Source organism: Streptomyces sp. NPDC002328 (assembly GCF_042890065.1).
Lineage (GTDB): Bacteria > Actinomycetota > Actinomycetes > Streptomycetales > Streptomycetaceae > Streptomyces.
In genome coordinates, this window is sequence record NZ_JBIARQ010000006.1 from 170,614 (window position 1) to 194,592 (window position 23,979).

25 protein-coding genes and 1 pseudogene are annotated in these 23,979 nt (G+C 69.6%); 11 read left to right on the forward strand and 15 right to left on the reverse strand.

The window, feature by feature from the left end; genetic code table 11:
• Positions 1–105: 105 nt before the first annotated feature.
• The 3 genes from ACFYX4_RS18110 to ACFYX4_RS18120 all read right to left on the reverse strand — a co-directional run bounded on the left by ACFYX4_RS18110 (position 106) and on the right by ACFYX4_RS18120 (position 3,084).
• Positions 106–846: an NADPH-dependent F420 reductase gene (locus tag ACFYX4_RS18110; protein WP_389333488.1), complete on the reverse strand. Its 741-nt coding sequence runs from the start codon at positions 844–846 to the stop codon at positions 106–108.
• A 105-nt stretch (positions 847–951) separates the two neighbouring features.
• Complete coding sequence (locus ACFYX4_RS18115; protein WP_389333491.1) at positions 952–1,545, reverse strand: TetR/AcrR family transcriptional regulator; 594 nt, start codon at positions 1,543–1,545, stop codon at positions 952–954.
• Between the two features lie 579 nt (positions 1,546–2,124).
• Entirely contained in the window at positions 2,125–3,084 is a 960-nt protein-coding gene (locus tag ACFYX4_RS18120; RefSeq protein WP_389333494.1) for a helix-turn-helix domain-containing protein, read from the reverse strand.
• A gap of 246 nt (positions 3,085–3,330) precedes the next feature.
• Here ACFYX4_RS18120 and ACFYX4_RS18125 point away from each other — a divergent pair, with 246 nt between their 5' ends.
• The 5 genes from ACFYX4_RS18125 to ACFYX4_RS18145 all read left to right on the forward strand — a co-directional run bounded on the left by ACFYX4_RS18125 (position 3,331) and on the right by ACFYX4_RS18145 (position 8,094).
• Positions 3,331–4,176, forward strand: a complete 846-nt coding sequence (locus ACFYX4_RS18125; protein ID WP_389333497.1) for an SDR family oxidoreductase — start codon at positions 3,331–3,333, stop codon at positions 4,174–4,176.
• A gap of 76 nt (positions 4,177–4,252) precedes the next feature.
• Positions 4,253–4,735 (forward strand): nitroreductase family deazaflavin-dependent oxidoreductase, encoded by a 483-nt coding sequence (locus ACFYX4_RS18130; RefSeq protein ID WP_389333500.1) that lies wholly within the window; start codon positions 4,253–4,255, stop codon positions 4,733–4,735.
• Between the two features lie 333 nt (positions 4,736–5,068).
• Positions 5,069–6,049, forward strand: coding sequence for an aldo/keto reductase (locus ACFYX4_RS18135; protein ID WP_389333503.1), 981 nt, complete (start codon positions 5,069–5,071; stop codon positions 6,047–6,049).
• An 89-nt stretch (positions 6,050–6,138) separates the two neighbouring features.
• Positions 6,139–6,678, forward strand: a complete 540-nt coding sequence (locus ACFYX4_RS18140; protein ID WP_389333506.1) for an NAD(P)H-dependent oxidoreductase — start codon at positions 6,139–6,141, stop codon at positions 6,676–6,678.
• A gap of 561 nt (positions 6,679–7,239) precedes the next feature.
• Positions 7,240–8,094 (forward strand): recombinase family protein, encoded by an 855-nt coding sequence (locus ACFYX4_RS18145; protein ID WP_389333509.1) that lies wholly within the window; start codon positions 7,240–7,242, stop codon positions 8,092–8,094.
• A 124-nt stretch (positions 8,095–8,218) separates the two neighbouring features.
• Here the strand turns inward: ACFYX4_RS18145 and ACFYX4_RS18150 are convergent, their stop codons facing one another.
• The 4 genes from ACFYX4_RS18150 to ACFYX4_RS18165 form a co-directional block, all read right to left on the reverse strand.
• The gene (locus ACFYX4_RS18150) at positions 8,219–9,058 is read right to left on the reverse strand and encodes a helix-turn-helix transcriptional regulator (protein ID WP_389333512.1); all 840 of its coding nucleotides are present in this window, start codon (positions 9,056–9,058) and stop codon (positions 8,219–8,221) included.
• 350 nt (positions 9,059–9,408) lie between these two features.
• Positions 9,409–10,158 (reverse strand): SDR family oxidoreductase, encoded by a 750-nt coding sequence (locus ACFYX4_RS18155; protein WP_389333515.1) that lies wholly within the window; start codon positions 10,156–10,158, stop codon positions 9,409–9,411.
• 553 nt (positions 10,159–10,711) lie between these two features.
• On the reverse strand, positions 10,712–12,052 hold the full coding sequence (locus ACFYX4_RS18160; protein ID WP_389333518.1) for a cation:dicarboxylate symporter family transporter: 1,341 nt from the start codon (positions 12,050–12,052) through the stop codon (positions 10,712–10,714).
• A gap of 166 nt (positions 12,053–12,218) precedes the next feature.
• Complete coding sequence (locus ACFYX4_RS18165; protein WP_389333521.1) at positions 12,219–13,229, reverse strand: enolase C-terminal domain-like protein; 1,011 nt, start codon at positions 13,227–13,229, stop codon at positions 12,219–12,221.
• Between ACFYX4_RS18165 and ACFYX4_RS18170 the strand changes: the two genes are divergently transcribed.
• Entirely contained in the window at positions 13,210–13,566 is a 357-nt protein-coding gene (locus ACFYX4_RS18170; RefSeq protein WP_389333524.1) for an FCD domain-containing protein, read from the forward strand. The two genes, ACFYX4_RS18165 and ACFYX4_RS18170, sit on opposite strands and share 20 nt — an antisense overlap.
• Before the next feature lie 178 nt (positions 13,567–13,744).
• On the opposite strand, the gene ACFYX4_RS18175 is transcribed toward ACFYX4_RS18170, so the two are convergent.
• The 5 genes from ACFYX4_RS18175 to ACFYX4_RS18195 form a co-directional block, all read right to left on the reverse strand.
• Positions 13,745–14,068: a hypothetical protein gene (locus tag ACFYX4_RS18175; protein WP_389333527.1), complete on the reverse strand. Its 324-nt coding sequence runs from the start codon at positions 14,066–14,068 to the stop codon at positions 13,745–13,747.
• Complete coding sequence (locus tag ACFYX4_RS18180) at positions 14,032–14,259, reverse strand: ImmA/IrrE family metallo-endopeptidase (RefSeq protein WP_389334193.1); 228 nt, start codon at positions 14,257–14,259, stop codon at positions 14,032–14,034. The genes ACFYX4_RS18175 and ACFYX4_RS18180 overlap by 37 nt, the downstream gene beginning before the upstream one ends.
• A gap of 13 nt (positions 14,260–14,272) precedes the next feature.
• The gene (locus tag ACFYX4_RS18185) at positions 14,273–15,424 is read right to left on the reverse strand and encodes a tyrosine-type recombinase/integrase (RefSeq protein ID WP_389333530.1); all 1,152 of its coding nucleotides are present in this window, start codon (positions 15,422–15,424) and stop codon (positions 14,273–14,275) included.
• Positions 15,424–15,636 carry a helix-turn-helix domain-containing protein gene (locus ACFYX4_RS18190; RefSeq protein ID WP_389333533.1) on the reverse strand — a complete coding sequence of 71 codons (213 nt, stop codon included), beginning with the start codon at positions 15,634–15,636 and terminating at the stop codon, positions 15,424–15,426. Before ACFYX4_RS18190 ends, ACFYX4_RS18185 begins: the two co-directional genes overlap by 1 nt.
• Positions 15,637–15,778: 142 nt before the next feature.
• A complete protein-coding gene (locus ACFYX4_RS18195) occupies positions 15,779–16,036 on the reverse strand; it encodes a helix-turn-helix domain-containing protein (protein ID WP_389333535.1) in 258 nt (85 codons plus the stop codon).
• A gap of 474 nt (positions 16,037–16,510) precedes the next feature.
• Here ACFYX4_RS18195 and ACFYX4_RS18200 point away from each other — a divergent pair, with 474 nt between their 5' ends.
• The 5 genes from ACFYX4_RS18200 to ACFYX4_RS18220 all read left to right on the forward strand — a co-directional run bounded on the left by ACFYX4_RS18200 (position 16,511) and on the right by ACFYX4_RS18220 (position 21,591).
• Positions 16,511–17,356, forward strand: a complete 846-nt coding sequence (locus tag ACFYX4_RS18200) for a helix-turn-helix domain-containing protein (RefSeq protein WP_389333538.1) — start codon at positions 16,511–16,513, stop codon at positions 17,354–17,356.
• A gap of 7 nt (positions 17,357–17,363) precedes the next feature.
• A complete protein-coding gene (locus ACFYX4_RS18205; RefSeq protein ID WP_389333541.1) occupies positions 17,364–18,053 on the forward strand; it encodes a hypothetical protein in 690 nt (229 codons plus the stop codon).
• Positions 18,054–18,882: 829 nt separating this feature from the next.
• Positions 18,883–19,374, forward strand: a complete 492-nt coding sequence (locus tag ACFYX4_RS18210) for a mobilization protein (RefSeq protein WP_389333544.1) — start codon at positions 18,883–18,885, stop codon at positions 19,372–19,374.
• On the forward strand, positions 19,371–21,104 hold the full coding sequence (locus tag ACFYX4_RS18215) for a relaxase/mobilization nuclease domain-containing protein (protein ID WP_389333547.1): 1,734 nt from the start codon (positions 19,371–19,373) through the stop codon (positions 21,102–21,104). Before ACFYX4_RS18210 ends, ACFYX4_RS18215 begins: the two co-directional genes overlap by 4 nt.
• Positions 21,105–21,459: 355 nt before the next feature.
• Positions 21,460–21,591 (forward strand): hypothetical protein, encoded by a 132-nt coding sequence (locus ACFYX4_RS18220; protein WP_389333550.1) that lies wholly within the window; start codon positions 21,460–21,462, stop codon positions 21,589–21,591.
• Between the two features lie 200 nt (positions 21,592–21,791).
• Here the strand turns inward: ACFYX4_RS18220 and ACFYX4_RS18225 are convergent.
• The 3 genes and pseudogenes from ACFYX4_RS18225 to ACFYX4_RS18235 all read right to left on the reverse strand — a co-directional run bounded on the left by ACFYX4_RS18225 (position 21,792) and on the right by ACFYX4_RS18235 (position 23,966).
• A pseudogene (locus ACFYX4_RS18225) lies at positions 21,792–22,494 on the reverse strand (DUF317 domain-containing protein).
• Positions 22,495–22,584: 90 nt separating this feature from the next.
• Positions 22,585–23,244 carry a DedA family protein gene (locus tag ACFYX4_RS18230; protein WP_389333553.1) on the reverse strand — a complete coding sequence of 220 codons (660 nt, stop codon included), beginning with the start codon at positions 23,242–23,244 and terminating at the stop codon, positions 22,585–22,587.
• Positions 23,241–23,966: a class I SAM-dependent methyltransferase gene (locus tag ACFYX4_RS18235; RefSeq protein WP_389333556.1), complete on the reverse strand. Its 726-nt coding sequence runs from the start codon at positions 23,964–23,966 to the stop codon at positions 23,241–23,243. The genes ACFYX4_RS18230 and ACFYX4_RS18235 overlap by 4 nt, the downstream gene beginning before the upstream one ends.
• Positions 23,967–23,979 lie beyond the last annotated feature (13 nt).

Below are 23,979 nucleotides of genomic sequence, written 5' to 3' on the forward strand. Positions count from 1 at the left end.
GTCTGCAGCGCGGGGGTCTGTGCGCTCTTCGTGTTCGTCTTCGTTCGTGGCGTGCCGGCGCTGCCGCTCGTGTCCGTTGCATGCACGAGTGCCGCGTCGGGTGTCTCAGCGGTGGGCGGCGCGGTTCATCTCGACGACGTCGTCGACGGTGGGGTTGGCCGGGAGGGCGGCGAAGCGTTCCGGGAGGCTGTCGCGGATGGCCGCGTCCTTGACGCGGTCGGCCGCGGCCAAGGCCGCCGGCAGCTCGTCGAGGGTCAGTTCGGTGCAGTAGGCGGGGCTGTTCGGCTGCTGGCGCCAGGAGTCGGCCAGCGTGCCGGCGTCGTAGGGGTCGAAGCCGGTGTCGTCCACCAAGCTCATGGCCACCTTCCGCGCCTCCTCGGAGTCGCCGGCGACGGGGATGGCGAGGCGGCCGGGCGTTCCGGCCGGGACGCCCTTGGTCCGCTGGGTTTCGGCCAGCGCGGCGTTCCACGCCTTGACCACGGGGCGGCCGAGCAGCTCGGCGGTGTACACGCTCTCCACCTGGCCGTTGTCCACCGCCGCGATCGGCTCGCTGAGCATGCCGGGGTAGTAGTTCGAGGTGTCGATGACCACCGTCTGGTCGGGCACCGACGCAAACAGGTCCGCCAGCTGGCCCGCCACCCCGAACGGGATCGACAGGACGATGACGTCCCGGCCCTGGACGGCGGCGTCGGAGAGGTCCGCCGCGCGGGCCCCGGACTCCAATACCTCCGCCCGGATGGCCTCGGGGCCGCGGGCGTCGGCCACCTGGACGTCGTGACCGGCCGTGCTGAGCTTGGCAGCGAGGTTCCCGCCGATGGCGCCAGCGCCTATGACAGTAATTTTCATGATTTGTTCCTTAGGAGGTTGCGCCGACCCTGGGGGCAGCACGATGTGATGGATGGGTGGTGCTGCCGCCTGGCGTTGCGGGGGCGGAGCGGGGTGCCCGGCGATTTACGCCTGGGTGTCCTGCTGGCGGTAGCCGCTCGCGATGAGCGTGCGGAGCCGGTCGAGCGACTCCTCCTCGGTACCGGTGCCCTTGATCCAGGCAACGGAACAGGCCGCGAGGAACAGGTCGTTCCCCCGCACCGACGCGCGCACGCGCCCCGCGAGCTGCGCGGCTCGCACGTATTGATCGGTGGCGGAGATGAGGATGTCGCAGGGAATGGTGAGCGGGTTGTCCGGTTCCTGCGCCCTGGCCGCGGCCATGAGCGGGTCGGGCAGCCCACTGAAGGCGCTGAAGTAGTCCTCCATCGCCCGCAGCCACTGCTCCAGCGCCTCAGCCGGGTCACCGAGTTGCTTGATCTCCGCCTGGCGGGCCACCAGCTCCTCGGAGCGCGTCTGCAGCACAGCCGCCAGCAGTGCCTCCCGGGTGGGGAAGTGCCGGTACAGGGTGCCGGGCCCGACGCCCGCCTCCTTGGCCACCGCCTCGAGGGAGGTGCCGACCCCGTGCTGCAGAAAGTGACGCTGCGCAGTCTCCAGGAGGGCAGCGCGGTTGCGCTGGACGTCCGCGCGGGGCTTGCGTCCCCGCTGTTCACCGGCGCTCATGCGCCCTCCTGCCTGCCGGGATCCTGCGGCCGCATCAAAACGGATGCCGCCTCCGTATACCTGCGAGAGTAAAACGGAGGCGGCATCCGGTCAAACCGGCGGCCCGACCATGGAGCCCGGACAGCCCAGGGGGCCCACGTGTCTGGCCGCGTAGCGCAGGACAAGAGCCGTGCGGGAGTGGGCGCGTAGGGCGCCGCACCGCCGGCCCCGACGACTTCCGGCGTCCTGGACCGTGACGGCCCTGTTCTCCCGAAGCTACGGCGAAGTGACAAGTAGCTCTCTGTAGCGGCTCTGGGGTGCGCTTGTCAGTGTTTTGATCTTCTGGGCCCATCGGGGGCCGTGCTCGGGGAGGTTGGTCCGGTCATGACGACCGGAGGGAGCGCGTGGGTCGGCAAGAGTGGGAGCCGGAGGATCTGATCGAGGTCTGGACGCTGTTGGAGGAGGAGCGGCTGCGGAAGAAGGCCGCGTCCATGTGAACCGATCGCCCCCCTCGCCCACCCGATGCGTTTCGGGTGGTGCCGTCCGGGTGGTCAGTTGTGGTGTTCGCGGGCGGGCATGTCGCCTCGCGTGGCCCGTCGTTCAGTCGGGTGTCTCGGTCGAGTCGGCGTGTTCGGAGTCGTTGGCCGGCGCGGACCGCTCGATGTCCTCGTTGGCCGCGGCCCAACTGGCCAGCAGGTTCAAAGCGTCCTGCGAGGGTGAGTGGGGCTCGGCGGTGTAGGTGAGGAGGAACTGGCTGGGGCCGTCGGGGAGCGGGAAGGTTTCGAAGGGCAGGTCGAGGTCGCCGACGACCGGGTGGTGGAGGAGCTTCACGCCCGTGGTGTGCATCCGGACGTTGTGGGCCGCCCAGCGGCGACGGAATTCCTCGCTGCGGGTGGACAGCTCCCCGATCAGGTCCGAAAGCCGCCGGTCGTAGAGATCGCGGCCGGCCTCGGCGCGCAGCATGGCGACCGCGTCATTGGCGACCTCGTCCCAGCGGCGGAAGAACTCGGTCGCGTGCGGACTGAGGAACACGAACCGGGCGTTGTTCGGCGGCCGTGCAGGGTCGGCATAGACGGGGGCAAACAGTGCGCGCCCGAGGTGGTTGGTGGCCAGTATGTCTCCGCGTCCGTTGAGGATGAACGCGGGTGTGCCGTTCATGGAGTCGAGGACGCGCTGCACCGTGGGCCGGACACGCTGCTGAGCCGGGCGGCGGCGTGGCGGGCGGGTGGTGCCGGCGCCGCGCAGGAGGTCGAGCAGGTGGATGCGTTCGGCCTCGTCGAGTTGCAGGGCTTGTGCGATACCTTCGATGACGCTCTCGGAGACTCCGGTGGCGTTGCCGCGCTCCAGCCGTGTGTAGTACTCGCTGGAGATGCCCGCGAGGAGGGCGACCTCCTCGCGGCGCAGCCCGGTGACCCGCCGACGCTCTCCGCCGTACACGGGCAGTCCGGCCTGCTCGGGGGTGACCCTGGCCCGTCGCGTGCCGAGGAATTCCCGGATCTCCGCCCGGAAATCATCGCGGACGTCGCGGTTTGTGCCGTTGGGGTCGTTTCTGCCTGCCATGCGCTTCACTCTACGAGCGCATCCGCCGCCTTGGGGGTCCCTGTCAGTGACCCCCTCATCAGGGACTCCCACCCTCGCGTGACAGCCGGTTTTGTTGGTGGTGCACCGCCCACGGCGGTGTGAACCGTCCAGACAGACGGTGCTCGTGCCGCCGGTCCCAGCCCCCCTCTGAGGCGCCGTCGGTGCGGCATGCATCCCCCCGCACACAGCGGGTGCCGGAGCACGGCGCCTGAAAGGAAGCCCCCCATGAGCAAGGTCATTCTCGTCACCGGTGCCGGACGCGGTCTGGGCACGGACATCGCCCGCGAGGCCCTCGCCGCCGGCCACCAGGTCGTCGCCACCGGCCGCCGCCCCGCAGAGGTCGAGAAGACCCTGGACGGGCCGCAGGACAATCTGCTGGTCACCAGGCTCGATGTCACCAGCCTGGAGGACGCCGAGGCCGCCGCGCAGGCCGCCGTCGACCGCTTCGGCCGCATCGACGTCCTGATCAACAACGCCGGGAATCTCTTCACCGGCTACTTCGAGGAGATCTCGCCCGCGCAGATGCGCCGGCAGTTCGAGACCAACCTCTTCGGCCCGATGAACGTCACCCGCGCCGTCCTGCCGATCATGCGCCGCCAGCGCGCCGGCCACGTCATCACCATCACCTCGACCGCCGGACTGGTCGGCATGGAGTTCACCTCCGCCTACGCCGCCTCCAAGTTCGCGGAAGAGGGCTGGATGGAGTCCCTGCGCTACGACGTCGAGCCGTACAACATCCACACCACCGTCGTGGAGCCCGGCTACTTCCGCACCGAACTCCTCGTGGACGGCTCCACCACCTGGCCCGAGCTGTCCATCGACGACTACGCCCCGCGCACCGCCCCGAGGATCGAGGGCATGAAGAGCATGAACGGCCAGCAGCCCGGCGACCCCGCCAAGCTCGCCCGCGCCCTGCTCACCATCGCCGGCCAGGAGAAGCCGCTGCTGCGCTTCGTTGCCGGTGCGGACGCCATCGAGGCCGCCGAGGCCAAGGCGAAGGAGCTCCTCGCCCAGGCCGAGGCATCCCGCGAGCTGGGCGACAGCCTGGCCTACGACGATGCCCACGCCTGAGCACCACGCCCCGCACCCCCGGCCAGGACGGATGACCGCGCCGGGTGCGCGTTTCGACAGCACGGAGAGAATCAACATGCCCCTCAAAGGCGAGTACGAGCCGAGCAAGGCGCAGTTTGTACGTGACCAGGTGGAGCTGTACGAAAGCTCCGGCGGTACGCAGGGAACGACGCTGAGTGTCCTGGTCGCACGGGAGGAAGACGAGAGGCTCCGGGACCTGCCCGTCGTCATCCTGACCACCCTGGGCGCGAAGAGCGGCAAGATCCGCAAGACCCCCGTCATGCGGGTGGAGCACGACGGCGCCTACGCCGTGGTCGCCTCCATGGCAGGAGCCCCCAAGCACCCCGTCTGGTACCACAACGCGGTGGCCGACCCCCGGGTCGAGCTTCAGGACGGCCCGGTACGCCAGGACATGCTGGCACGCGAGGTGACCGGGGACGAGAAGGCCCTGTGGTGGGCCCGAGCCGTTGAGGCGTTCCCCGACTACGCCGAGTACCAGAAGAACACGGACCGTGAGATCCCGGTCCTCGTTCTGGAGCCGGCGGCCCACGAGCACTGACCCGGCGCAGCCGGTACAGCGCGCGGACCCCCGGGGACCACCAGCGGCCAGCTCGAATCCCCCATGGCCGGCCCGCCCGGCCGCCTGGACGAAGCACATCACCGGCGACCGCGGCATCGATGTCCTCGGCAGCCTGGCCTACGACGACACCCACGCCTGAGCACCACGCCCGGCCGAGGCCGGAAGCCGCCGGGTGCACCTACGGCGCTGACCCGCTACCCGGCAACGGCGCCCGCGCCGACAGCGTGCGGACCACCGAAGCACGGTCCGCCAGCTGGTGGCGCACCCCATTGATCAGACCGGCCTGACGGCCGTCACGAAAAGGAGTACCTGATGAAGCACGTATCACTGGGCGGGCTCGATGTCTCCCGCATCGGCCTGGGAGCCATGACCATGGCCGGCACGTACACCACGGGCGGAGGACTCGATGACTCCGAGTCGATCCGTACCATCCACCGTGCCCTGGACCTCGGGGTCACCCACATCGACACCGCCGAGATCTACGGCCCCTTCCACAGCGAGGAAATCGTCGGCAAGGCCATCAAGGGCCGCCGCGACGACGTCGTGGTGGCGACGAAGTTCGGTCTCGTCTCCCACGCCGGCAACGGCCCCGGCGTCATCGATAGCAGCGCCGGCAACGTGAAGGCCGCGGTCGAAGGCTCGCTCCGGCGGCTCGGCACCGACCACATCGACCTCTACTACCAGCACCGCGTCGACCCGAACACGCCCATCGAGGAGACCGTCGGCGCGCTGGCCGAGCTGGTCGCCGAAGGCAAGGTGCGCCACATCGGCCTCTCGGAAGCCGGTCCCGAGACGATCCGCCGGGCACACGCCGTGCATCCGGTGTCCGCACTCCAGACCGAATACTCCCTGTGGACCCGCGACGTCGAGGCCGAGATCCTCCCGCTGCTGCGCGAGCTCGGTATCGGATTCGTTCCCTACTCGCCGCTCGGCCACGGCCTGCTGACCGGGCAGATCCGCACCGTCGACGACTTCGCCGACGACGACTGGCGCAAGACCAACCCGCGCTTCACCGGCGAGAACTTCCAGCGCAACCTGCGCATCGTCGACGAAGTACAGGCCATCGGCGCCGAGATCGGCGCCACACCGGCCCAGACCGCCCTGGCCTGGCTGCTGACCCGCGGCAACGACATCGCCCCCATCCCCGGAACCCGGCGAGTCGCACGCGTCGAAGAGAACACCGCCGCCGACGGCATCGAACTCAGCGCCGCGCAGATCGACCGCCTGAACAACCTCACACCGGCCGCGGGCGAGCGCCACGACGAGGCGAACATGGCCACCATCGACCGGTGATCTGACGCCCCGGCGACGTACTGACCCGTCGCACCCGACCAACCCGCACCCGTTCACCCATTTCTGATCACTGAAGAGGCTTTCTCATCATGTCCAAGGTTCTCCTTGTCGTAGGCCACCCCGACCTGTCCCAGTCGAAGGCCAACAAGGCTCTGGTGGACGCCGTCCGCGAGCTGGCCCATGTCACCGTGCACGACCTCTACGCCACCTACCCCGACTTCCAGATCGATGTCGACGCCGAGCAGGCTCTGCTGGCCGAACACGACGTGATCGTCTTCCAGCACCCGGTGTTCTGGTACAACACCACCCCTCTGCTCAAGCAGTGGCAGGACAAGGTCTTCACTCTCGGCTGGGCCTTCACCGTGGACGGCTCTCCCTCCAAGCTGGCCGGCAAGAAGGCCGTCGTCGCCGTCACCGCCGGCGTCCCCGCCGAGCACTACACCCCCGAAGGCGCGAACAAGACCACCCTCGAGACGCTCCTCAGCAACTGGCACGCAACCCTGCGGCTGTGCCAGTTCGACATCCAGCCGATGGTCAAGCTGTACGGCACCGCCTTCGGCCTCTCCGACGAAGACCTGAACACCGCCGCCAAGCAGTACAACGAACTGCTCGCCTCCTTCGCCGCCTGACCGCACTCTCACAACAACAGCCGCCCTCGCTGATCGCAACGCAGCGGTGATAGCCCTGCCGGTCTCCGGTCACTCCTCGCCGGATCAGTGCCAAGCGACTGGAGACCGGTAGGACCACCCGCGCCGCGGAGATCTACGGGGAACTTGCGGCTCGCTGGTCGGCCGCTCGCGAAGATCTCGAAGTCGTGCTTCCAGCGAAAGCTGGATCAAGGCCCTACTCAGCGAAGAACAGCCCCTCATAAACGGTCCTTTGCACGAGCAAGATCAATACTGGGCGCCGGACCCCTGTCGATCCCGGATTCGTTCTCAGAACCTGTTCTCACTCAAAAGCGGGACGGACCCCCTTCTGTGACTTACATTGTGCGAAAATCCGGGCTCATGACGGACCCTCAGCAGCCCTCCCCGTCCGACCGGTCGGACGCGGACGACGTCGAACAGCACGCCTGTCCGTAGTGTGATGCTCAGCCCGGCTCGCCGGGCCGCTCGCGCGGCGGCGCGGTCGCCTCCGCCTACCACACCCGCCGCTTCACCCTGGTGCCCCGGCTGAAGAAGGCGCTGAGGGTGCCGACCCCGGCTGACCGCGGGCCGGGCCGGCCTTGGCGGCCGGGCACCCCGCCGCCGGCGCCGATCGACCCGGAGCTGCCGAGCGCGGACATCCGCATCGGCTACGCCCGCTGCTCGACCCTCGGGCAGGAACTCGACTCCCAGCTCGACGCGCTCAGCAAGCACGGCATCCCGAGAGACAAGATCTTCAGCGAGAAGATCAGCACCCGCGTCCGGGTCCGCCCCCGGTTCGAGGAGGCGCTCCGCACGGCTCGGGAGGTCAAGGCGCACGCCCCGCACTGCCGCGTCATCTTCACCGTGTACGAGATGAAGCGCCTCGGCCGCGACGCCGCCGAACTCACCGCACTCGCCGACCACCTCACCGCGCACCGCATGGTCCTGGAGATGCTCGCCGGCCCTCTGCCCGGCTTCTACGACCCGACGGGGCCGGGGAAACTGCTGTTCGCGTTCTTCGCGGCGATGGCGGAGACCGAGCGGGAGAACATCCGGGAGTCGACGCTGGAGGGGCTCGACACCGCGGCCCGCAAGGGCAAGCACGGTGGCCGGCCGCCGGTCATCACCGATGACATGCTCCATACCGTGCTGAGGCGCAGCGCGGGCGGCGAGTCCGTCGAGCAGATCCAGCCCGGTCTGATCAACCCCACCGGCAAGCGCAAGGGACACAACCCCTCGTCGCCAGCATCTACCGGGCGCTCGCCGAACACGCCAAGCGCGAGGCATACCCCGAAGCCGTCGACCAGGCCCACGCCGACTTCGCCGCCCTTCAGGTCGGCGAAGTCCCCGGCCCCCGCCCCGCTCTCCCCGACCGAGCGTCACTCTGATTACAGAGAGCCACTTGTCACTTCGCCGTAGCTTCGGGAGAACAGGGCCGTGACCGCATGCATCACCGGCGCCCCTGACCGGATTCAGCACACAGGTCTCCAACTTGTTCGGCCCCTCCCGCGCCGAGCCCGGACCCGTCCCCCGGCCCAGGACGTCAGGAAGTGAGCTGCTGGTGCCCTATGACGGAGAGCAGTTCGAGCTTGCTGTGGCTCTCCGTGCCGGGACGAGTGGTCAGCACCACCAGAGTCTGGGCGCGGTTCTCGGTGAACAGGAGCTGGGCGTCTACGTCGATGCGGCCGAGTTCTAGATGGAGGATGGTCTTGCAGTCGTCGTAGCTTTGGGCGACCTCCTGAAGTTCCCACATGCGGACGAACTCGTTGCTGTGTTCCTGGAGTTCGGCGAGGATCCGGGCAGCTCGGGGGGTGTCGCTGCCGGCTGTCAGCGCGGCCCGCAGGCGCGCTGCATGGGCACGGCCGTGGTGTTCGTGGACCTCCTCGGGATACACCAGACGCTCGGCCGGGTCCATGAACCAGCGGTAGTAGCCGCTACTGGCCAGTCCGGTGTGGCGGGTGTGGTCGCCGAGCAGCGCGACGGCCAACGGGTTCATCGCGAGGGTGTCGAGCAGGTCGGTCTGCACCAGGGCCGGGGAGTCGTCCAGACGGTCCAAGACCCGCATCAGGGTCGGGCTGACATGTTCGGAGCGGTGGAAGCGGGCCGGGGCGTTGTGGCCGATGAGGACGAAGAGATGGTCGCGTTCGTCCAGGGTCAGCCGCAATGCCCGGGCGAGAGCCGCGGTGATCTGGACGGAGGGCTGCGGAGCACGCTGCTGTTCCAGCCGGGCGTAGTAGTCGGTGGACATACCGGCGAGCTGCGCGACCTCCTCGCGGCGCAGTCCCTGCGTACGCCGACGCGACCCCTCGACCAGCCCGACGTCGCGGGGGCGCAGCGCCTCACGCCGGTACCGCAGGAATTCCGCCAGTTCCTTCTTGTCCATGGCCCCATCCTCGCCGTACCCCGCCCGGCTATCCAGAGACCGCCGATCCATGGCTGAGCCCTCCTCTTCTGCCCGCGCGAAGCCGCCCGTACGGCCGACGCGATGGCGCTCGCGGCGAGACGACCCGCTGGTCATCTGCCCCTGCGTGACCCTCTGGGAAATTCGCCGGCTGTCGGCGGTACGCCGCAGGCCGTCGGCATGGAAGGCGGCCTGCGGCGACGGTCTCCGTCGAGGACTCCTGACGCTTTGGACGGGCCCCGGGCCTCGTCGCCCGGCCTGGCCGACAGGACGAGGTTCGTCGTGTGACGGCGCTCGCCTGCTGTTGTTTCCCGTCGGAAACAACAGTTCGGTCAGCTGCCGCTGATCATGGCGAGGACGTCGTCGTAGGAGCCGTTGGCCTGCGCGTCGCGGATGAAACTGGCGCGCTCGACGACCAGCTCCTTCGCGTCGGGCTTCTCCCGCAGCAGGTCGAGAGTCTCGGTGAGGAAGTCGTCCAGCGGCATGGATTGGTCGCTGTCCTGCTGGCCCAGCAGGGTCGTGCGCACGCCCGGCGGGACCACCTCGATCACCTGGATGCCGGCATCAGCACCGGCGAGCTGGATGCGCAGGCTCTCGGAGAAGGAGTGCAGCGCGGCCTTGGTCGCGCTGTAGGTCGGAGTGCTCTGATACGGGACGAACGCCAGCGCCGAGGTGACGTTCATGACGACCGCGTCGTCCCTGCCCACCAACAGCGGCAGGAAGGCGTACGTCATCCGGATCGTGCCGAGCAGATTGGTCGCGACGTGATCCTCGGCGACCTGGAGTCCGGCCGGGTCGAGGAGGTTCTCCCGCAGCATGATGCCGGCGTTGTTGACCAGGACGTTCAGCCCCTGGTGGCTCGCCGCCACGGTCTCACGGGCCCGGGCGATCGAGTCGGGGTCCGCGACATCGAGGACGAGCGATTCGACGCCCGGGTGCTCGGCCGTGATCTCGTCGAGGAGTTCCTTGCGCCGCCCGGCGACGATCACCTTGTTGCCGGCCTCGTGCAGACGCAGGGCCAGACCGAGGCCGATGCCCGAGGTGCCGCCGGTGATCAGGATCGTGTTGCCGGTCATCTTCATGGGGGTCCTGCTCCTTCGGTACGGCGGGCCGGTGAGCGCCCGCAGCCCCGACCGTAAAGACGCCCGCGCAGGGGCGGGAGAGGACGGCTTATCCATGGATCGGCGGTCTCTGCCTGGTGGAGTGGTTCCACCCAGCGGATCCGGTATCGCTTCGGCGTCGCGGCATCCGAGGCCGGCCCCGGACGCGCCCACACTGGCTTCCCCCTTCTGACATGTCGGTGGGTGGCACCTCGCACAGGTTCTCAACGCCGCCGCGGCCGAGGGGCGGCTTCCGAACGGGTGCGGGCGAGGTGGCTGTTGGCACCCGCCGGGGACCCGGAGACGACGTCCCGGGTGGGGTGACTGAACCGCCCAGCACCTCCATCGTGGCTGTCCGTCGAAAGACCGCGTTGCCTGCCGCGGGGCTTCGAGCCGGATGGTCATCAAGTAGGAGACGCTGGGCGTGCTCGCGGGAAGGGTTCCTCAGCTGTCCTGGTGCACGGCGGCCTGGAGGATGCCGCCGGTGGGTGCTGCATACGCCGTCGAGGGTGACTGCACTCGACATCGAGCCCGGCTACTTGTCGGCGCCGACCTTGGTGGTGTCCAGCTCGTCCTGCGGCGGCGTGGTGGTGCGGGAGTGCAGGACCTTGCGGGCCTGTTCGGTGTCGAAGTCGTTCTCCCACTTGCCGATCACGATGGTGGCGACGGCGTTGCCGAGGACGTTGATGAAGACGCGGCCCTCGTTGAGGATGCGGTCGATGCCGACGATCAGGGAGAGGGCGGCGAGCGGGATGTGGCCGACCGCGGTGACGGTGCTGGCGAGGACGATGAACGCGCCGCCCGCGATCCCGGCGGTGCCCTTGCTGGTGAGCATCATGACGCCGACCATGATCAGCTGCTGCTGCCAGGACAGGTCGATGCCCATGGCCTGGGCCAGGAAGAGGGAGGCCATCGTGAGGTAGACCGCGGAGCCGTCCAGGTTGAAGGAGAACCCGGAAGGGATGACGATGCCGACCACGGGCCGGCCGATGCCGAGGATCTCCAGTTTGCGTACCAGTTGGGGCAGTACGGCCTCGCTGGAACAGGTGCTGAGGGCGACGAGGAGTTCGGCCTTGAGGAAGCGGATGAGGCCGAACAGGCTCAGGCGGCAGGCCCGCATGATGGCGCCGAGGACGACCAGGACGTAGACGACGCAGGTCGCGGTGAACAGGATGATGAGGTAGCCGAGCTGTTTGAGGCTCTCGGCGCCGTAGGTGGCGACCACGGTGGCCAGCGCGCCGAAGGTGCCCACGGGCGCGAGCCGCATCACCCAGCCCACGATGCGGAAGACGACGTCCGACAGCGCCTTGATGCCGCGGGTCAGCGGTGCCCCTTCCTCGCCGGCCATGTTCAGGGCCACACCGAAGACGATCGAGACCATCAGCGCGGACAGGATCGCATCCCCGGTGATCGCGCCCAGCAGGGAGGCGGGGATGAGGGAGGAGACGAAGCCGGTGAAGGCGGCGTGCTCGGTGGCGGTCTTGGGCACGTCGTCGGCGTTCAGCGACGAGGGGTCGACGTGCAGGCCGGAACCGGGCTGGAAGATGTTGGCGACGACCAGCCCGATCAGCATGGACACCAGGGACAGCACCAGGAAGTAGCCGATCGCCTTCACACCGATCCGGCCCGCCTTGCGCAGGTTGTCCATGGAGGCGATGCCGGTGGTGACCACGCAGAAGACGACCGGGATCACGATCATCTTGACCAGCGCGATGAACCAGTCGTTGAGCGGCTTCAGGTCCTCACCCAGCCCGGGCGCGAGGATACCGACGGCGATGCCGAGGACGGCGGCCAGGACGACCTGGAACCACAGCTCACGTATCAGACGGCTCAGCCGTGACCGCTGCGGGCGGCCGGCGGTGGTGGTGCTTGTCATCGTTGGTGCTCCCTTGCACGACGATCGTGAATAGCCCTGTCCCGTGGGGGTGGTGCGGGGGACGCGACGCGGCTCGCGCGCCCCCGATCTCGTGTGTGGCGCCCGTATCGGCGGTGCCGTCCGAGGCGCCCGCCCGGTGGCGGACGCGTCCGCGGCGGGGTGGCGGTCAGCTGTGCAGGGCGCGCAGCACCTTGTAGAAGGCGGCCTTGCTCTCGAAGCCGATGCCGGGGGTGTCGGTCAGGCCGACGCGGCTCTTCTCGACGACGGCGTCGTCGGCGAAGCCGCCCGTGGGCTGGAACTCGCCCGGGTAGGACTCGTTGCCGCCGAGCTTGAGGGCGGCTGCGATGTGCAGGGAGAACTGGTGCCCGCCGTGCGGGATGCACCGCCTCGATGACCAGCCGTGCTGACGGAGCATGTCCTGGATGCGCAGGTACTCCACCAGACCGTAGGAGAGCGCGGGGTCGACCTGGATGGTGTCGCGGTCGGGGCGCAGGCCGCCGTAGCGGATCAGGTTGCGGGCGTCCTGGGGGGAGAAGAGGTTCTCGCCGGTGGCGATGGAGCCGGTGTAGTGCTCGGCGACGGTGGCGTTGAGGTGGTAGTCGAGCGGGTCGCCGATCTCCTCGTACCAGAACAGCCCGTAGGGCTCGATGGCCCGCCCGTACTCCAGGGCCGTGTCGAGGTCGAAGCGGCCGTTGACGTCGACGGCCAGCCGGGAGCCGTCGCCGTCCAGGACGTCGATGACGGCCTCGATACGGCGCAGGTCCTCCGCCAGGTCGGCGCCGCCGATCTTCATCTTGACGACGTCGTAGCCCAGGTCGAGGAAGCCGCGCATCTCGTTCTGAAGGTCGGTGAGGGTCTTGCCCGGGGCGTAGTAGCCGCCGGCGGCGTAGACGAAGACGGAGTCGTCGGGCTGCCCGTCGCCGTAGCGCTCGGACAGATACCGGTACAGCGGCTTGCCCTCGATCTTGGAGGCCAGGTCGAACAGGGCCATGTCCACCACGCCGACCGCGACCGAGCGCTCGCCATGCCCGCCGGGCTTCTCGTTGTTCATCATCACGTCCCACGCCTTGGCGTGGTCCAGGCCGCCCTGCTCGTCGAGCAGGCTGCCGGGCTCGGCCTCGAGGAGGCGGCGACGCACCGACGACGACATCGCCACGATGCGGGCCGCCGTCGACAAGCTCCTCCCCGTCACCCGCCAATGGGGGGAAGAGGCACTCACGGCCCACCGCGCCTTCCACCAGGCGCTGTACCGGGCCTCGCACAATGACGTCCTCATCCGTCTCCTGGACGACCTGTGGGACAAGTCCGACCGCTACCGTCGCCTCGGTCTCGAACTCCCGCCCGGTGACGAACCCCGCACCCGGGACCTACAGGAACACCGCCAACTTGTCTCCCTCATCGTGGACGGCCGCGCCGCCGAAGCCGCCCAGCTGATGCGAAGCCATATCACCCACAGCCTCACCGCCACCGCCATCAGCGCCCTCGAAGACCGCGAGGGCCTTCGCGTAACGTGACGTGCGGCGACCGGCGCAGTTGTGCTGCATCCGGTGCAGCCTGGTCTTCTCATCGGCGAAGTCGTACACCGGGGCGGTCTCGTCGGAGGGTTGAATGCGCCCTGCATGTCCTTTGTCGGCCCGACCCGCGAAACCGACTGCGGCAGCGCCTCACCTCGAACCACTGCCGGACGGCGTGTCAGCGGACCACGGACGGCTTCGGCCGATCGTGTACACCACCGTGGCGTCGCCCCTCTCCCTCCTGCGCGGTGACGACGAGCCCGAAGATCAGGTCGTCGAGGTCGGCGAGCCTGAGGTGAAGCTCGCGGGCCGCGTCCGCAGGTCGCGTCCCCTCGCTGCGCAGGGCAGTGAACACCTTGCCCAGCACCTGGGAGGTCTCGCGGGCGACTCCGCTTCGGGGCTCTGGCTTGCGGTAGCCGAGGCGGCCGAGTTCCACGGAGTGGGTGCGGTACTGCCATTCGGTGGTCAGGCCCAGTTCATGCAGCCGGTGGGCAAGCACCATGGCGGCGGCATGAAGGATGCGGCTGCGAAGCGGTGCGCTTCCGCCTCGGCCTGTGGTCCATGCGGCATCTGTTCCTCACCGTGCAGGACGAGGTGTCCGAGTTCGTGGGCAGCGTCGAAACGCCCGCGTTCCGCAGTCTTTTCAGTGTCAGCGGGCACGGGATCCGGCCGCGTCGACCGGATCCCGTGCATGAACGCCAAGGCCCTATGCCTCGCAGGCACTCTGTTGGGTCGCGGCCGCTTCACGGAGCTGTGCGCGCACCTCGGCGTCAATGCCCTGAGCCAGCCTCCGCTGGTGCTTCACCGTCGAGTGCTGATAGATCAGCTGGGCTCGCTCCGAGGACTGACCGGCACGGACCATGAGGTCCTTCAACTTCGCTCCGGTGTCGGCGGCGAGGTTGTTGCCGGTGTGGCGCAGGTCGTAGAAGCGGAAGTTGTCCAGCATCCCGACCTTGACTCTGGCCTTGCGCCACTTCCGACCGAAGGTCGAGCGGCGGAACGGAGCGCCCTTCTCACCGACGAAGATCAGTCCGTCCGGCTCCTTCTCGGCGAACCACTGCAGGTGGCGGCGCAGCTCCGGGAGCAGGAAGTCGGGCAGGTAGATGGTGCGTTTGCCGGCGCGGGTCTTGGGGTCGCCGGTGACGCGTCTGCCGTTCGTCAGCTCCGGGGAAGCCTGCGTGACGCGCAGGGAGCATTCGTCTACGTCGACACTGTGGCGGCGCAGCTCAGCCAACTCCTCCGGGCGAAGGGAGGCGAAGGCGCCGAGCAGGACCATCAGGCGCCAGCGCGGTCCCATGGCATCGGCCAGGTCGAAGACCTGCTCGATGGTGGCGGTGGGCCGCTCGTCGGCCTCCTCCTTGCCCGCTCCCTTGATACGGCACGGGTTGCTGCGTAGGAGGTCGTCGTCGACCGCCGTCTGCAGGATCGCCTTCAGCAGGCGGTACGACTTTGCGACCGTCGTGGAGCCGGTCGCCTTCAAGCGCTCGGCTCGCCACGTGCGGACGGAGGGCGGGGTGATCTCGTCCAGGTCCTTGCCGCCGAAGGTCGGCAGGATGTGGAGGCGGAGAAGCCCGTCGTAGCGGTCGACGGTGGTGGGAGCCAGGCCGCGCTCCTCCATCCAACGGAGTGTGTACTTCTCGAAGTTGACCGCCCCGGAGTCCGGGTCGCGCCATACGTTGCGCTCGATGTCGGCGCGGGTGAGGTTGAGCCAGTCCTGGGCGTCGGACTTGGTCTCGAACGTCTCCGGAGCCTTGTGCCGCTGGCCGTCCGGTCCGAGGTAGCGGGCCTGCCACCGGCCGGAGGCGAGCTTGCGTACCGTGCCGAACTCGCGCCGTCGCTGCGTCTTGCGTCCGGTCATCAGGCCGCCTTCCGGTAGCGGGCACGGGCACGGCGGACCGGCTCAACGGTGCGCGCATCGACGTACTCGGCTACCGCGCTCTCGGGGATGCGGACCGGTCGGCCGAGTTTGACGTGGCGGATACGCCGTTCGGCGATCAGGCGGCGGACAAAGCGCTCGCCGGTACCGAGCATTTCGCCGGCCTCGGCCACGGTCAGGAGGCGGTCAGCCATTCGCGGTCACCTCCTGAGCGGCACGAGCGGTGCGATGTGAGCGGGGCAGGGCAGGGGGTATTACGGGTCGGCGCAAGGGCGAGGAGTCCTTCACTCGGGGTGGTTCGGGGCTGCAGGCCGGTCCTGCTGGCGGCGCTTGGGGTTACGCGGCGCGGGTCCCTTGGAGGAGGGCCTGGGGCGAGACCCGCAGGGCCTGGGCGAGGGCGACGACGTCGTCGATGTCGCAGCGGCGTTGGGCGCGCTCGATACGGGACAGCATCGTGTTGGTCATCGGACGGCCGAGGGCGGTGACGCGGGCGGCAAGCTCGCGCTGGGCGAGGCCGCGTTCGATGCGGAGGATTTCGATGGTGCGGGCGGTCCGAATTCCGGCCGGTCCGATTTCCAGGGATCGTGCTGCCATGACTCCATTTGTAGCTTCCATTTGGCGGTTTGGTTAACCGGCGATCGTCGGCTATGTTGCGCCGCGCGGACGGCGGGGAGTGCCTTTGGGCTGGGTTCCGGGTGTCCGGCGAGCGCCGTCCTCGCCAGCCTCACGGTGGGCTCTGACGTGGGATGTTGTGTTGTAGCTTGCGCCCCGGCGGAGAATCAACGATCTCCCCGTGTGATCCTTCTGGCTTCGTCTGACGGGGCATTATTTCGGCAACCGGCGATCCGGGTTTATGGTTTTGGTGATGCCTCGCAGCACGCGTTCGCCGTCAGCTGTCTGAATTCTCGGCGGAATGCTGGACTTGTGCGGCATGGATGTGGCTGTCTTGGCTAAACGACGCCACCAGCTCCCCGCGCCTACCGCCGAGGGCTGCGAGCCCCCTCCCCGCGCATCGCCCGACGAGGGCGCACCCACACCTCCCCGCCCCGACCTAGGAGCCGCCCCCCGATGAGCTACGACGCCCGCGAATGGGTGTGGGACCACAGCCACAGCAAGGGCACCGCCCGCATGGTTCTCTCCCTGATCGCCGACCGGTGCCGCGACCGGCACTGCGTCGCGTACGCGTCCGTGTCCACCCTCATGAAACGCGCCAACGCTTCCCGTACCGCCGTGCGCGACGCGCTGACCAAGCTGATCGCCAGTGGCGAGCTGGTGCAGCTCGCCGACCGCAAGGGGCCACGGGGAGAGACGTACTACCGCCTCCCGGCCGCTGCCCGGTTCCTCTCCGAAGAGGAGACGGAGGGGGACCGGAATCCAGCCCTCCAGGGGGATCAGATTTCGACCCGGTGGGGGCCAGAATCCGACCCTGCCGAGCCCTTCCAAGGGGTGCCGGATCCCGGCCCCGGGGAACGGAATCCGACCCCTGGGGGGAACGGATTCCGACCCGACAGGGGTGCGGATTCCGACCCCCAGAACAGTAGAGAACCGAAGGTGAACGGTAAGAGCAGCAGCAGCTCTGCCCCACTCATCTCCGCCAACGAATGGAGCATCGACGACAGCGCCCGTGCCTGGCTGCAGCAGCACGGCCACCTCGACCGCCTCGGCGAGCACGCGCTGCACGCCGCCGACGAGAAGTGGCGCGCCTACCGGGCCACATGGACGCCCCGCACCGCCGCCGCGTGGGCCACTGACTGGCGCGCGTGGATCGCCCGGGAGCGCACCCCCGCCCCCGACCGCCCGAACCTCTACGCCCTGCCCGGCGGCACGCCCACCCCGACCACCGGCAGGACGCGCTCCGAGGCGCACATGGCCGCCCTCCTCGCTGCCCTCGACGAACCGACCGGAACGGAGTAACCCGCCTTTGGACCGACGCGAAGTCGCCGCTGTCCTCGCCTACATCGGGTGCCTGGATCCCCGCACCATCCGCACCGGCACGGGCGATGCCCGTGACCAGATCGCCCAGTGGCAGGAGCTGCTTGACGACGTGCCCTTCGCCACCGCCCACGGCTGGGACGTCCGCGAGGCGATACGGGCCCACGTCCTCGACTCGCCGTACCCGATCCTGCCCGTGGACATCGCCCGCAAGTGGCGTGCCCACCGACGCGACCGCCTCGACCGGCACACCGACCCCACCCCGGCCGCCGACCCGGACGATCCGGCCACCTGGCGTGCCGAGCTGCTCCGGTCCCGGAACGCTGTTGCTGCCGGGGTGGCCGCACCCTCGACACACCGGCACATCGCCAGCGGTGGCCGGCCCCGCGACATCGAGGAGCGCCTGCGCAGCATCGGGTCGTGCATCCCGCCGGCCGTACGCGCCGAGCTGGACCGCTACCGCCCGGCCCACGCCGCGCGCGAGACCACTGTGGCCAAGGGCGTCCCCGACGCGCTCAGCGTCCGGTGCGAGTGGTGCCACGCACCTGCGGGTGCCGCGTGCCGGCAACGCCGAGCGAGCCCTGACGGTGCTGCCAGGGGCAATGCCGTACGTGCGACGCCCCACCCGTCGCGCGTCGACCTTGCCACTGCCCGGATGGACCCACATCGGGCTGCGTAACGAGGGCCGGGCGCGCTCCTACTCGCAGTCGCGTAGTCCTACGGCCGTCGGTCCCTGACTTTCCATGCTCGTCGGGACGAGGACGTTCCGACGAGCACAACGGCGACCGCGTTCCGGGGACCGAGCGCACGACGGCCGCGGACTGGCCTCGGTCCCCGACGGTCCCCGCGATCACGCTCGCCACTCGCCGGGGACCGTCGCGCAGGGGAACCGGGGACCGTCGGGGACATTGAATTGGGGACCGACACGGGGACCGGTCCCATGGAAACCGCAGCTCAGACGGCCTTTCAGGCCGGTCCCCACAGCGTCCCCGGTATCGGGGACCGTCCCCATTGCAGCCCGTCTCAGACCCGTCCCGAACCGGGACCGGGACCGGGACCGGGACCGGGACCGGGACCGGGACCGAGCATCAGGAAGGAGACGGTCCCCGTGACGCCGTGTCAGGGGGACCGTCCCCCGAGGACGTCGCATTCCGGTCCCGAAGCGTTCGGGGACCCTGGACGGCGGAACTACGGGGACCGGTCCCGCTGGCATACCTGCGACCACAGTCCTTGAGCCGACAGCCCTACTTCACCCCGACTCCCAGATCGCATCCCTCAGCCCCCTATCGCTCCGACCACCATCCCTGGCTGCCATCAGCCAACATCCGGAGACTCAACCCCAACTCCCCCACCGAACAACCCCCGGAGAACTGCGCGTGCACGACCGACACCACGAACACCCCGCCACTCGCAACGAGACGACGACAACGCCGACGTCAGACGGAGCAAGATGGAGGTTCGGACACTCCCCCGCAGGGGGAGCGCCCGAACCCGGACCCGCCCCGGGGGTGGCGGGCCCCGTCCGGCACCAGGGGGCACCGGACGGGAAGGCTGCGACCGAGGGCGGACCGCAGCCAGGCAAGGCCAGCCCGAGGGGCAAGGCCAGGAAGGGGACGTCGCGTCCGCGTGACAAGAAGCAGCGCCCCGCCCACAGCGTCCGCCTCAACGGCCAGGAACTCGCCGTCATCCAGTCCGGCGCCGACCACGTCGGCATGAGCGTGGCCGGGTTCCTGGCCCACTCCGCCCTGGCCGCTGCCCGCGACCAGTCCCGCACCGCAGCGGCCATCGCCACCGAGCGGGACATCCTGACTGCCCTCTTCGGTGTGCGTCGTCAGCTCGGCTGGGCGGGCAGCAACGTCAACCAGGCGGTCAAGGCACTCAACTCCGGTGTCGACGCACCGCACTTCGCCGCCGCCCTCGCCGACCTGCAGCGTGCCGCACAGGCCGTCCAGCGGGCGGCCGACCGGATCGCCAACGTGCAGGAGGACCAGGCGGCTTGATCCCCCGGATCCACCAGCAGGGCAGCAACACCCTCGGGCTCCTGCACTACCTGTACGGCAAGGGCACCCACGAGGAGCACATCGACCCGCATCTGGTCGCTTCCTTCGACGGCATGGCCCCCGACCCCGGCCGCGACCCCTCGGTCACGAAAAGGGACCTCCAGCACCTCCTCGACCAGCCCCTGTCGCTGCTCGACGTTGACCGGCGTCCCGACAAGCACGTCTGGCACTGCTCGGTGCGCGCCGCACCCGACGACCCGGTCCTGTCCGACGAACAGTGGGGCGACATCGCCCGCCGCATGGTCGCCGCCACCGGCATCGACCCTGGCGACGGCGCCGGCTGCCGCTGGGCCGCCGTCCGGCACGCCGACGATCACATCCACATCATCGCCACCCTCGTCCGCGAGGACGGCCGCCGCCCCGACCACCATCGCTCCGGAAAACGCGCCCAGGCCGAGTGCCGCCTGATCGAAAAGGAACTCGGCCTGCATCAGGTCGCGCCCGGGGACGGCACCGCCGCCAAGCGTGCCACCAGCGCGGAGCGGCACAAGGCCGAACGCGCGGGCAGGCAGCGCCCGGCGCGCGAGGAGCTGCGCGAGACCGTACGGCGCGCTGTGGCCGGCGCCGACAGCGAGGAGGAGCTCTTCGACCGATTGGCCGCCGCCGGTCTGCTGATCCGCAAGCGCGTCGCGCCCTCCGGCGACCTGCTCGGCTACAAGGTCGCGCTGCCCGATGACCGCAACGGTGAGAAGGAGCCGGTGTTCTACGCGGGTTCCACGCTCGCACCCGACCTGTCCCTGCCCCGCATCCGCGAACGCTGGACGCTTCCTGCCGAGGCAGCTTCAGCGGACGGCTCCGGGCCGGAGCAGCCGGCCCTGCCGGACGTGACAGGTCCCGCGTTCGCGCGGCGCCGAGCCACCGCCGCTACCTGGCAGGCGCTACTGGTCGTCGACCACGGCGACGACGGCGCAGCAGCGGCCCAGATCGCCGCGGCGGGTGAGGTCCTGGACGCGCTGGCCAAGACCTCCGCCGCCCATACCCGTGCTGAGCTGCGCGAGGCGGCCTTCGTATTCGAGCGGGCGAGCCGCTCCCACGTGAAGGCTGTCCGCGGGCACGATCGCGCCCTGCGCCAGGCCGCCCGCGACCTCGTCCACAGCGGGCCGGCCCTCGGCCGCGGGGAAGACGGCGCCACCACCGCCATGCTCATCGATATGGCGTTCTTCCTCGCCATGGCCGCAGCGAACTGGCACGCCAGGAAGCACCACGGCCAGCAGGCCGCAGCAGCCCGGCAAGCCGCTGAACACCTGCGCGCCGCCTACCAGGCCGCCGCAGGTGAACCCATGGCTGTTCTCCGCCAGCGAGGCCAACGCCTGGCCCCGCGTGTTCATCAACGGCAAGCCGGCCTTCTCCACCAGGTGCTGCCAGAGCTAGCCGAACGCATCCGGGCCGAGGCAGGCTGGCCCGCCCTGGCCGCCACCCTCGACGACGCCCGCAGAGCCGGCCATGACCCGGCAGCTCTGCTGACCGAAGCCGCCCGACGGCGCGAACTCGACACCGCGACCTCCGTCAGCGACGTCCTCGTCTGGCGTGTGCGACGCAGCGCCCACCTGCCCGCCTTGCCCGAAAGCCCCCACGACCCACCCGCCCGAGGCAGTCGGCGCCAAGGCCCCTCTGCGCCCACCAGGCAGTCGCCCCCGAGCACGGTGAACGACTCCAACCGTCGACGCTGACCAGCCGAAACGGGCGAAACATAGCCGAAGATCGCCGGTTGGCCAAACCGGCGATCCTCCGGACCATTGATGCCTCCACCCACCCCACTCCCGTGAGGAGCACCCGTATGCCCAAGACCCAAGCCCGACCGGAGATCGTCGTCCTACTCTGCGACGCGGACCTCAAGCGCCGCCGTGAGACCAACACGTGGCACCACCTCGAGGGGCGCCCGTTCAGCGAGGAGGAGCAGAGCCTCGTCCTCGGGGCCACTCGCGTCGAGTTCGAAGAGATCGAGTCACAGCTCAAGCGATACCAGGAGTACCGGCTCACGACGGACGAAGCTCCGGATGCTCTGCAGCGCTTCCTGCCCCGTTCATGGAGCGGCTCGCCGAGAAGAAGCTCGGCAACGCCGTCGAGCTCATGAACGAGGACGAGCGAGCGGAGCTCGATCACCTCCTCGGCCTCGTCGCCGCACCGGTCCGTTCCTTCGCCCCGTACGCCTTCTGACCCCTGGGCCCCCGCCGGCGCATGCCCAACGTGCTGGTGACCGGCTTGCAGGACAAGGCCGGCCTCTGACACAGAGGCGTGTGCGTTCCAGGCGATAGCCGGTACGACAGACCGTGACGCCACGAGGGCGCCGGCCAAGGCACCGCAGCACGAAGCCGGGCCCCCTGAGGGGAGGCCCGGCTTCGCTGCGTTGGATGGCCTCAGCTGGCTGGAGCGCGCAGGAGCCGGTCGTGTCTGCTCTCCGGCAGCACCCGGCGCAGCACCGGCGCACTGGAACTGAGGGAGCCGACGAAGGCGGCGACGAGATCGTGCGGCACGCTGGCGCCGAAGGAAGCCGCCCACAGGTCCGCCCCCGGCACCGGCTCGGCCCACGCCTGCCACCCACCCAGGGCCGCCTCGTCCGCCTCCAGGTTGGGGCCGAGCAGGGAAGAGTCGTGCTGGTTGGCCCCGGCAGAGACGATTCCGAGCGGGACGCCGTGGGAATCCGCGGCAACTGAGCGTTTCAGTCCCTGCTTGCCCCGATCAACCGGGGAGCGCCCCGCCTTGTCGCCGCCGGACGGGGCCTTGGTGATGCAGCCGTCTATCGAGGTGTCGCCCAACTCCAGGCCGATCATCCGGTCGTATGCCTCCAAGGCGAGAGCGCGGACTTTTTTGGAGATCCCTTGCTCAGCCCACTCCTTGACGCGTCGGCGGATGGTGCGGTCGGAGCATCCAGGTGTCGAGATGCGCTCGCAGCCCGAGCCGTGGACCAATGCGAGCACCACGTGCTCGAAGACCGTCCGGTCGGGAACCCGGCGGCGGTGACAGCCGACTGGATGGCCCGTAGCGAACTCCTCCCGGGTGGGCAGGAGCACGGCGAACTGATCCCAGAGGTTCGAGCAGGCCAGATGGCAGCGCGGGCACGACTGTCCTTCGTGATTACTGAGGTTGTCTCAACGGAGATCCCTTCCAGGTTCCGTTGAGGATAGGAATGCGAAGACGGTGGAACTCCGGCTAGCAGGCCCAGGCCCCGTCTTGGCGGTCGGAGTCACCGCGCGAGGCAGCGCCGGCCCGTCGCGCTGAGTGCCGGGAGCGTCGCCATAGGAACGTGGTCCCGAGGGCGACCAGGAAGACCAGCACGAGGGCGGGGACACCCACGGTGAGAATCCGTTGGAGGGTGGTTGCCGCGGCGTAGCCGACGCCGGCTTCGGCTGTGGCCCACAGACAGGCGGCGGTGACGCTGTAGGGAGCGATGCGCGGGTAGGGCAGTCGCGTGACGCCTGCGCAGTGGGGGGCGAGGGTGCGTACCACGGGCAGGAAGCGGGCCAGGAAGACGGCGCGGCCGCCGTGACAAGTCATCAGTGTCTCGGCCCGGTGCCAGGCGGCGCCGGGGATGCGCCGGCCCACACAGCCTGCACGCAGCTGGTCGCCGAGGAGTCTTCCGGTGCGGTGGGCGAGGAAGTCCCCTGCCGCTACGGCGCCGGCTGCGGCGGCGATGACGAGGGGAAGGCTGATGTGGCCGGTGCGGGCCAGCGCGCCGGCGGTCAGCAGCAGGGGGAGCGTGGGGATGAACGCGCCGACGAGAAGGATCGACTCGGCCAGGACGGCCAGGGCCACCACCGTGTACGCGGCGGCAGGGGGGAGGCGGCCGAGGAGGTCGGACAGCGCGTTCACCGCTTCACTCCGTCCGCAGCGTGCTGCGGGTCGCGGGGGGCGGTATGGGGGCGCTGCAGGTGCCAGACGTTGGCCGGCGGCAGGTTGGCCCAGACCGTCCAGCGGCCGGTGGCGTAGCTGCGCTGGTAGGCGGCCATGACTTCGTCCACCGCGGCGTGCCGGTGTGCTTCCGTTCGTGATGCGGTCAGGGCGCGGGCCTTGCGCGTGCCGAGGTAGGCGAAGTAGGTCAGGGTGCCGCCGGGGTGCAGCAGTGCCATGTAGCTGGACATGATGCGCTCGACTTGTACGGGGGTGAAGTTGGTCAGCGGCAGCCCGGAGACGATCACGTCGTAGCGTTCGTCGGTGTCGAGGTCCTCGACGTACGTCTGGTGCACGTTCACCTGCGCGGGTCGGCTGGCCAGGGTCGGGTGTGCGGCGACGAGGTGCCGCAGTTGCCTGGCGAAGCGCGGGTTGGCCTCGACGATGTCCAGGCGGCTGCCCCGGGACAGCTGGGGTATCAGGGTGCGGGTGACCGCGCCGGTGCCGGCGCCGGCTTCCAGGACTGCCAGCGGGCGGGGTGCCTGGACTCGCACGGGTTCGGTCAGAGCGCGGGCCAGGGCCTTGCTGCTGGGGGCGAGGGCGCCGGTGGTCCGCAGATCGCGAGCCGCTTCGATCAGGAACATCCAGCCTTCGGCATGGCGCTGCACCAGGACACGTTCGTGAGAGGTGGTCCAGTCGTTCATGGTTTCGACGCTA

Bases quoted from the DNA above. Each gene is read 5' to 3' on its own strand.
- ACFYX4_RS18180 (WP_389334193.1), bottom strand. From the start codon at position 14,259: ATGCACGGGATCCGGTCGACGCGGCCGGATCCCGTGCCCGCTGACACT.
- ACFYX4_RS18110 (WP_389333488.1), bottom strand. From the start codon at position 846: ATGAAAATTACTGTCATAGGCGCTGGCGCCATCGGCGGGAACCTCGCT.
- ACFYX4_RS18125 (WP_389333497.1), top strand. From the start codon at position 3,331: ATGAGCAAGGTCATTCTCGTCACCGGTGCCGGACGCGGTCTGGGCACG.
- ACFYX4_RS18185 (WP_389333530.1), bottom strand. From the start codon at position 15,424: ATGACCGGACGCAAGACGCAGCGACGGCGCGAGTTCGGCACGGTACGC.
- ACFYX4_RS18115 (WP_389333491.1), bottom strand. From the start codon at position 1,545: ATGAGCGCCGGTGAACAGCGGGGACGCAAGCCCCGCGCGGACGTCCAG.
- ACFYX4_RS18200 (WP_389333538.1), top strand. From the start codon at position 16,511: ATGAGCTACGACGCCCGCGAATGGGTGTGGGACCACAGCCACAGCAAG.
- ACFYX4_RS18150 (WP_389333512.1), bottom strand. From the start codon at position 9,058: ATGGACAAGAAGGAACTGGCGGAATTCCTGCGGTACCGGCGTGAGGCG.
- ACFYX4_RS18130 (WP_389333500.1), top strand. From the start codon at position 4,253: ATGCCCCTCAAAGGCGAGTACGAGCCGAGCAAGGCGCAGTTTGTACGT.
- ACFYX4_RS18190 (WP_389333533.1), bottom strand. From the start codon at position 15,636: ATGGCTGACCGCCTCCTGACCGTGGCCGAGGCCGGCGAAATGCTCGGT.
- ACFYX4_RS18120 (WP_389333494.1), bottom strand. From the start codon at position 3,084: ATGGCAGGCAGAAACGACCCCAACGGCACAAACCGCGACGTCCGCGAT.
- ACFYX4_RS18175 (WP_389333527.1), bottom strand. From the start codon at position 14,068: ATGGTGCTTGCCCACCGGCTGCATGAACTGGGCCTGACCACCGAATGG.
- ACFYX4_RS18160 (WP_389333518.1), bottom strand. From the start codon at position 12,052: ATGACAAGCACCACCACCGCCGGCCGCCCGCAGCGGTCACGGCTGAGC.
- ACFYX4_RS18140 (WP_389333506.1), top strand. From the start codon at position 6,139: ATGTCCAAGGTTCTCCTTGTCGTAGGCCACCCCGACCTGTCCCAGTCG.
- ACFYX4_RS18170 (WP_389333524.1), top strand. From the start codon at position 13,210: ATGCGGGCCGCCGTCGACAAGCTCCTCCCCGTCACCCGCCAATGGGGG.
- ACFYX4_RS18220 (WP_389333550.1), top strand. From the start codon at position 21,460: ATGGAGCGGCTCGCCGAGAAGAAGCTCGGCAACGCCGTCGAGCTCATG.
- ACFYX4_RS18135 (WP_389333503.1), top strand. From the start codon at position 5,069: ATGAAGCACGTATCACTGGGCGGGCTCGATGTCTCCCGCATCGGCCTG.
- ACFYX4_RS18235 (WP_389333556.1), bottom strand. From the start codon at position 23,966: ATGAACGACTGGACCACCTCTCACGAACGTGTCCTGGTGCAGCGCCAT.
- ACFYX4_RS18155 (WP_389333515.1), bottom strand. From the start codon at position 10,158: ATGAAGATGACCGGCAACACGATCCTGATCACCGGCGGCACCTCGGGC.
- ACFYX4_RS18195 (WP_389333535.1), bottom strand. From the start codon at position 16,036: ATGGCAGCACGATCCCTGGAAATCGGACCGGCCGGAATTCGGACCGCC.